The sequence below is a fragment of the Shewanella sp. S1-49-MNA-CIBAN-0167 genome, from assembly GCF_040310145.1.
GTDB lineage: Bacteria > Pseudomonadota > Gammaproteobacteria > Enterobacterales > Shewanellaceae > Shewanella > Shewanella psychromarinicola.
The window spans coordinates 1-255 of sequence record NZ_JBEOPO010000382.1 but is presented as its reverse complement, the minus strand read 5'-3'; the positions used below and the strand labels follow the sequence as shown (position 1 = coordinate 255).

The following is a 255-nucleotide window of genomic DNA, read 5'->3' as shown; positions in this document are numbered from 1 at the left end:
GCAGGCGGCGATGAGGTCCTACTCCTAGTTTCTCTGCTCGACGCCCCAACAACCATAGAGTACACCAAAACAACCCACCTCTACACCCCCACCCCCCCCCCCCACCACCCCCCCCACCCCCCCCCACCCCCCCCCCACCGCCCCGCCCCCCACCTCACCCCGCCCACCACCCCCTTCACCCTTAGCCGGATGCTACCCTGGCCGAACACGCGCAACGTGGTGCGCCTGTGTAGTAGTCACAAATCACACTAAAGC

Annotated in this window: 1 protein-coding gene; it reads right to left on the bottom strand. The window is 66.3% G+C overall.

Features of this window, described 5'->3' with window-relative positions; genetic code table 11:
- Window positions 1–24: 24 nt before the first annotated feature.
- Entirely contained in the window at window positions 25–153 is a 129-nt protein-coding gene (locus AAEZ00_RS21725; protein WP_351090062.1) for a hypothetical protein, read from the bottom strand.
- Between the last annotated feature and the right edge of the window lie 102 nt (window positions 154–255).